Genomic DNA, 7,256 nt, shown 5'->3' on the forward strand with positions numbered 1-7,256 from the left:
TAGATTTAGAAGAACTTTTAAATAAGCCAGAACCAGTAACAATGAGCTTATCTTTAGCTCGCCCACCAAAACCAAACAGTAGTCCTGGCAAAACTAAATCCAATTCTGGTAACAACGCTCCCAGCATCAAAAAGAAATCTAGTAAATCACAGCAACCTGTCAAGTCTGAAATTGCTGAACAAAATCAATCTGTTGAAGCTCAACCTTTAGAAAAGCTAGTAATTAATTCGAGCATGACAGTTCAAGAATTAGCAACAGCTTTGGCAGTATCAGAAACAGAGATTATTAAAAGACTGTTTATGAAAGGTATAGCAGTCAACATTACAGAAAGCTTAGATATTGCCACCATAGAAATGGTAGCAGAAGAAGAAGGAATTCCTGTAGAAGCCCTAGAAGAAGAATCAGCAGCGAAGAAAACCACTGAAATGCTAGAAGATGCCGATCTAGAAAAACTGGAACGTCGTCCACCAGTAGTAACAATTATGGGACACGTCGATCATGGAAAAACCAGTCTTCTAGACTCAATCCGTGCAACTAAAGTAGCAGCAGGAGAAGCAGGCGGTATTACTCAACATATTGGAGCTTATCATGTTGATGTCGAACATGAAGGTAAGATGCAACAAGTAGTATTCTTAGATACTCCTGGTCACGAAGCTTTCACTGCAATGCGAGCTAGAGGAACAAGAGTTACAGATGTCGCAGTGCTAGTTGTGGCAGCAGATGATGGGGTACAACCACAAACCATAGAAGCTATCAGCCATGCGAAAGCTGCAGGAGTACCACTTATAGTAGCAATTAACAAGGTTGATAAGGAAGAAGCTAACCCAGATCGTGTTAAGCAAGAATTGATGGAACATGGCTTAGTTCCTGAAGAATGGGGTGGTGACGCTATTATGGTTCCAGTTAGTGCGATCAAGAAACAGAATCTGGATAGCTTACTAGAAATGATTCTTTTAGTGTCCGAGGTAGAAGACTTGCAAGCCAACCCAGAACGTTTGGCCAAAGGCACCATAATTGAAGCTCACTTAGATAAAGCTAGAGGACCAGTAGCTAGTTTGTTAGTACAAAATGGGACTTTGAAAGTGGGAGATATTGTAGTTGCTGGCTCCGTCTACGGAAAAGTGCGGGCAATGATTGATGACCGAGGCGACCGGGTGGAAAAAGCAAGTCCATCTTTTGCAGTAGAAGTTCTTGGTCTCAGAGACGTGCCTCAAGCTGGTGATGAGTTTGATGTATTTGAAAATGAAAAAGATGCTTCATCAATTGCTACAGATAGAGCAGATGCTAAAAGAGAATCTCGGATTATGCGTAGGACAACTCTTGGTGCTGTTTCAGCTCGTGCCCAAGCAGGAGACCTCAAAGAACTAAACTTGATACTAAAAGCAGATGTTCAAGGTTCTGTTGAGGCTATTGTTGCAGCTCTGCGACAACTACCTCAAAAAGAAGTCCAACTAAGGCTATTATTCTCTGGAGCTGGAGAAGTGACAGAAACAGATATTGACTTAGCAGCTGCTAGTGAAGCTGTGATTATTGGCTTTAATACAACGATGGCATCAGGAGCACGTCAAGCAGCGGATGCGGCAGGAGTAGATGTGCGGGAGTACAACGTCATATACAAACTGTTGGATGATGTTCAAGGGGCAATGGAAGGTCTATTAGACCCTGAGCTAGTAGAGGAACCGTTAGGTGAAGTAGAAGTACGTGCTGTGTTTACGATTAATCGTGGTGCTGTTGCAGGTTGCTATGTGCTTTCTGGCAAAGTTATCCGTAATTGTAAGGTGCGAATACGTCGCAAAGGAGAAGTTATTCACCAAGGTGTACTGGACTCGCTAAGGCGTATCAAGGATGATGTAAAAGAAGTCAACGCAGGTTATGAATGTGGCATTAGCTTAGACAACTTTAGTGATTGGGCTGAAGGTGATATAGTTGAAGGCTACCAAATGGTAACTAAGCGCCGGAAACTGTCTATTTAAAATACTCATTATCAGGCAGAAGTAATATCCCTCTTTTGTTACTCTCCGGTTTTTTCTATGATTTGAACTTCCACCGAAAGGAGCTATAACAAGAAATACAAAGTTTGACGATCTAATTTTGGCAATTTAACAGCTATTTAACAGCTATCTGGAATTTCTAGGAAGAAAAAAGCTGGCGATCATCTGATATACAAAAGCTCTAGAGTTTAGAAATTACAATAGTTTTAGGAGAGTTACAAAAGAGAGTTATATCAAGTCACATTAATTAACTCACATATAGGGACTTTTTATGCAATATCTCTACGGGTTAGGAGAAGCAATGTTTATTACAGTTGTTTCATGAGACATGATATTACTAGCAAATAATTTGAGAAATAGGTAGGTTTAATACCTACCTATCTTAATGTTTGAATAAATTAAAGATGGGACGTTGCTGATGCGTGGGTATGATATCAAATCCGTTTAATTGGACATAAAAAAATTCTTCAATCGTCATAACTACGCTCATCAAAGTGATTCTCTCTCCTCCTGACTCCTGACTCCTGACTCCTCCTTACTTAACCAATCTATAACTGTTTAACCGGATTTGATATTTGTATTTTTTTGCGATTGCTAAACTATTGAATGATAAATATTTGAGATTCTTCAGTTTTTATTTTCATAACTTGATTCAGCAATGCCAAAGATGATATCTACAAGTCAAGATTTGATGACATATATAGTCATACTAATACCTGGTTTATGAATAGTGAGCTATCTTTAAAGAAGTAGAAGCTGTAAATCTCAGTAACTTTATCACTAACTCAGGTAAGTATTATGAATAAATTTAATGTTACCTCTTGGAATAATAATTCAGCCAAAGTAATTACAAAAAATGAATCAGAATCTAGAATGTGGGATAGTTTGAAGCAAGCGATCGCTGTAAGTTCAGGTTTTCAGAGATGGCAATTAGAGCGTAAGATTAATGAAGGTCAGCAGCAAAATATATCCTTAGATCGGCAAGTTAGTATATATTTACGGGAAACTTTAGAAACACTAGCTTATTAAAACAGTAGTCTATATTACAAATCTTCTTGTTCATTTTTTACAGTAGTTTTCTACTTGATAAGAGACAAGGTTTCATTACTCTTACAGACAGGAAACAGATAGTAAGATTTAACTTGATCTTATACCATCACAAAAAGTATTCTAGTTCTATAGCAGTCTAAGGAAAGGCTAGGAAAAATTAAAAGCTTAAAATTCAGACAACGTAAGATTTTTCCTTCTTCCTTCTGCTATACCATAATTCTGAAAACAACTCAAATTACAAAACGCCTAATCCTAATATATTTAGAAGTAGGCGTTTTGCTTTTAAAAAGGGTTTTTTATATTTAGGGTCTTTATCTTAGCTGACCCAACTTAAATATTTAAGGTCTTTATTTTTAGCTGACCTCAATTTATAGTCATTTACTATTTAACAACAACTTGACAGGGATCAAGGATTTCGTAATATTTTCTTTATTTTTTTGTATTTTTATGGCCAAATATATATCCACATTACAAAGTTTAAACTTTTGTTACTTAGACGAAGAGGATCGATTACTGGCCTTTTGCTCCAAACGAAATAGGAAAATCATCAGGATGACAATTCCGACTTGTAAAGCAAAATTAGGTAAAGTAGAAGCAATATTTTGGCCTGCAATAATTTTTGCTAAAAAAATAAAAGCTCCGGTGAAACCAGAAGCTCCGAAAGCTATATATATAAATTGCCGTAGTCCTCGATAAGGTGCATCCAGTTCACCTTTGAGGCGAGCATATTTTTCTGGGCTAAGTTTAGTTTGAGAGGAATTATTATTTGACTTTGGAGTTGACATAGTATTTTAGATACAAACTTGAAGAAGTAAGTAGGTCAGTATTAAAAATTATAGTGACGATCAGGCAGGGGGCGAAATATCAGAAGTTTTTGAGCAACTTTACTGTTCATTACATACTTTGGTTTTTTCGTGCCTAACTACTTATTAGTTAATAATTAGTAGTTAATATTTACAAAAACTAATCAATTCCAGCCAAATATTTACAACTTATTCAATGAATAAAAACCTATATATTAAAAACATTAACAATAATTTTGAACTTACCTTTGTAGCAACAACAATATTGTCTGAAATAAACCAACCACAACACCTAAAACACCCCCCAAATTAACAATAGCTTGCAACTCATTTTTGACAATTACATTAACAGCAACTTCCAATTCTTCAGGAGAAGTACCCTTAACGCGGTCAATAATTACTTGGTCAATGTTTAAAATTGGAATTGCTTGAGCCACAATATTTTCTAAATCCCGTTCTAAATAGCGTTCTAAAACCAAAGCTAATTCTTGACTCACCAACTCTAGAGAACTATTCATTATTGATGAAGCTTGTAAGCGATTAATAATTAAATCGGCAATATGCTCCCAATCTATAGATAAACTTAAACCTTGAATTAAATCAGCACCACGTTCTTGCAAGTATAGACGTACACTATCACCCATTGTATTTCTTAACTGGCGTACCGTAGAAACAGGTAAATTTTGCATGGAAAGATTTTGTAACCATTCCTGAATTCTTTCTCTAACACCTAATGCTCTGATTAATTCTTTTAAACGCTGATTAGTTAATTCTTTATCATCTAAACAGAAAGTTCTTAATCTAATCAAAGTATTACGCAACCCAAACAAATTAGCTACTACCCAATAAGTACCACTAGCTTTTTCGCGAAAATCTTCATCAATAATTGAAATATTTTGATCTGTGAGAAAATCAATTAAAGTCTGCCTTAATATATCTGGTGGTAGTACAATTTTAAGCAACCAATCTGATAGTTGAGTTGCCTGCATTTCTGTTAGTTGAAACTCTAGCAAGACTTGGTCAAAAATTTGGTTGAGTTGAGCTTCCAAAAAATCTTCTTTTTTTGCCCAAACTTTGAGAAGTCTTGGCAAAGATTGACCTAATAGATCCCGTAGAATATTTGCTAGAATTTTAGCAGTTTTCTTACTTGTATCGATTTTAAATTGTTCTAAGGACATTTGTAACAGCCAAAGAATAGCTGCCTCCATTCGCTCCGTTTGCAACAAACGACGTGCTAAATTCTGCAACTCTGAAGGAGTTAACAAAGAACCCATTATAGTATCAGCAACTCGCTTTGCTAAACGTTCTTGGTTCGCAGGAATTAATCCAGGAGTAAAGGGTAGCTTTTGCCCAAAAGCATAGTAAGGACGATAAGGGCGAAATAGCATTTTAATCGCTATATCATTAGTGAAATACCCAATAATTCCACCTGCGATTGGTGGTACAAAATAAAGCCAGATATTAGACAACTTTAATTATTTCAGACTATCTACTTTTGACAAGACTAATAACAATTATAAGATTATCAGTTGAAAAATTATTTTGTAATTACTAATATTCCCATCATACCCCCAGCAATAGGGTAATGTTTTGCATTGACAAATCCGGCTTGATGTGCTATTAGTACTTGCTCTACCCCAGTGGGAAATTTTGTCAGACTTGGACTAATATAGGCGTATTCCTGAGTTAGCTCCAAATTACCAGCCACAGGAACTACTACTTTATCCAGATACCACTGTTGAAAACTTCTGACTAAAGAAGCACTAGGACGGTGCATATCGAGAATGGCTGCCTTAGAATTGGGCTTGAGGACTCGATATAACTCTTGTAAACAATGAGGAATATCCAAGACATTACGCAAACCATATCCCATTGTAGCACAATCGAAATAATTATCTGCAAAGGGTAAATTCAAGGCATCTGCTTCTACCCAATTAATAGGACTAACCTGACCAAATAAAGTTGATTTGCGGTTACGAGCGATCGCCAATTGTTGTACAGAAAAGTCTACTCCATACACTATACCTTGACTACCCGCATATTTGGCCAGCATCCAAGCCAAATCTCCACTACCACAACATAAATCCAAGCAGGTATTGCCATCATTAGCTTCACTCCACATTACAGCCATTTGCTTCCAGATTTTATGTAGTCCCAGACTTAGTGCATCATTAAGTTGGTCATAAACTGGGGCAATTCTGTTAAATATGGCCTGAACTTCTGTGGAATTATAATCATAAGTAGTAGTTTTCATTTTTATAGTAAGTTTAAGTTATGGAGACTTTTGGTTAATGACAGCAGGCAGCTATGCTAAGTATAGAGATTATGTGTTCCACTTTAGTAGAGTCGTTAGAGAGAAGCGGAGCTAGGAACATAAATTTATTGGAATACAAATATTTGGCCTACCTAATTATTTATAAGTAAAGCTTATAGTATGCCTGAAGCTATGCAAAACTATTCAAAGCCAATGACAGTAGTTGAGTACAGATATTAATCGTATCAAGTTCTTCTGGACGTATTTTGCTTGGTTGTTGCCATTGTAAGGATATCAAGGCCACAAGTTTTTGCCGATAGGAAATTGGAATGACAATATGAGTCTTTATTCCTGAAATTTGATAATTTGCCACATTAGAAAGATCAATATCTTCTGATACATCCATCACAACTTGTAACTTTTGAGAAGCGATCGCTTCAATTGCCAGAGGGTCATTAACCAACCAATTGTCCACCTTACCCAAATTACTACTAACCCCTTGAATTGAAGTTAGACCATTATCCTCAATCAATTGCAAAATACATACATCACAAGAAAAAGCCTCTCTATAGACAGATGCAATTTCCTCTAAAGCTTGCTCTACTGTCTCAGAATTTTGAGATATATTAACCACATTGCTCAACAATTGCAATTGAGTTTGAGTTTTTAGCAATTCTTCAGTACGTTGATTCAACCTTTCATAAGTATTTGCCGCCTTTTGTACAACTCCTTTTAGTTCATTAGGGTCCCAAGGCTTAGTAATATACTTATGTACTTGTCCAGAATTAATCGCTTCCACCAAATCTTCAATATCAGTAAATCCTGTGAGAATAATTCTGATAGTATTAGGAAATTGGGGCAATGTTTTACTTAAAAATTCCGTACCCTTCATTTCTGGCATTCGTTGATCGGAGATAATGACAGCCACCTCTCCCTCTGATGCCAAAATTTCCAAAGCCTGAATACCACTTTCAGCTTTTAGTACGCTAAAATCTCGTCTGAAGGTGCGGTAGAGCAAGTCCAAGTTATCTGGTTCATCATCTACCACTAGCATTTTAGGCTTTTTTCTTCTAGTTAAGCTCATCAGTTGGCTTTTTATGCTATCTAACTGTTGAGGAATTGCTTCCATTAAAACAAACCTCCGCAATTGTAACCCGA

At 36.5% G+C, this 7,256-nt stretch carries 6 protein-coding genes; 2 read left to right on the forward strand and 4 right to left on the reverse strand.

Features of this window, described 5'->3' with window-relative positions:
• Window positions 1-1,973, forward strand: a 1,973-nt coding sequence (gene infB, locus F6K13_RS11080; protein ID WP_287287394.1) for a translation initiation factor IF-2, incomplete at its 5' end; no start/stop codon positions are given.
• Between the two features lie 816 nt (window positions 1,974-2,789).
• The gene (locus F6K13_RS11085) at window positions 2,790-3,020 is read left to right on the forward strand and encodes a hypothetical protein (RefSeq protein ID WP_192901126.1); all 231 of its coding nucleotides are present in this window, start codon (window positions 2,790-2,792) and stop codon (window positions 3,018-3,020) included.
• 509 nt (window positions 3,021-3,529) lie between these two features.
• On the opposite strand, the gene F6K13_RS11090 is transcribed toward F6K13_RS11085, so the two are convergent.
• From F6K13_RS11090 to F6K13_RS11105, 4 genes are all read right to left on the reverse strand, one after another.
• Window positions 3,530-3,826 carry a DUF3493 domain-containing protein gene (locus tag F6K13_RS11090; protein WP_124145082.1) on the reverse strand — a complete coding sequence of 99 codons (297 nt, stop codon included), beginning with the start codon at window positions 3,824-3,826 and terminating at the stop codon, window positions 3,530-3,532.
• A 260-nt stretch (window positions 3,827-4,086) separates the two neighbouring features.
• Window positions 4,087-5,313: a DUF445 domain-containing protein gene (locus tag F6K13_RS11095; protein WP_124145081.1), complete on the reverse strand. Its 1,227-nt coding sequence runs from the start codon at window positions 5,311-5,313 to the stop codon at window positions 4,087-4,089.
• 68 nt (window positions 5,314-5,381) lie between these two features.
• Window positions 5,382-6,098, reverse strand: a complete 717-nt coding sequence (gene ubiE / locus F6K13_RS11100; protein ID WP_124154398.1) for a bifunctional demethylmenaquinone methyltransferase/2-methoxy-6-polyprenyl-1,4-benzoquinol methylase UbiE — start codon at window positions 6,096-6,098, stop codon at window positions 5,382-5,384.
• A gap of 190 nt (window positions 6,099-6,288) precedes the next feature.
• Window positions 6,289-7,227 (reverse strand): response regulator, encoded by a 939-nt coding sequence (locus F6K13_RS11105; RefSeq protein WP_124145079.1) that lies wholly within the window; start codon window positions 7,225-7,227, stop codon window positions 6,289-6,291.
• Window positions 7,228-7,256: the final 29 nt, after the last annotated feature.

It is taken from the genome of Okeania sp. SIO2B9 (genome assembly GCF_010672505.1).
GTDB lineage: Bacteria > Cyanobacteriota > Cyanobacteriia > Cyanobacteriales > Microcoleaceae > Okeania > Okeania hirsuta.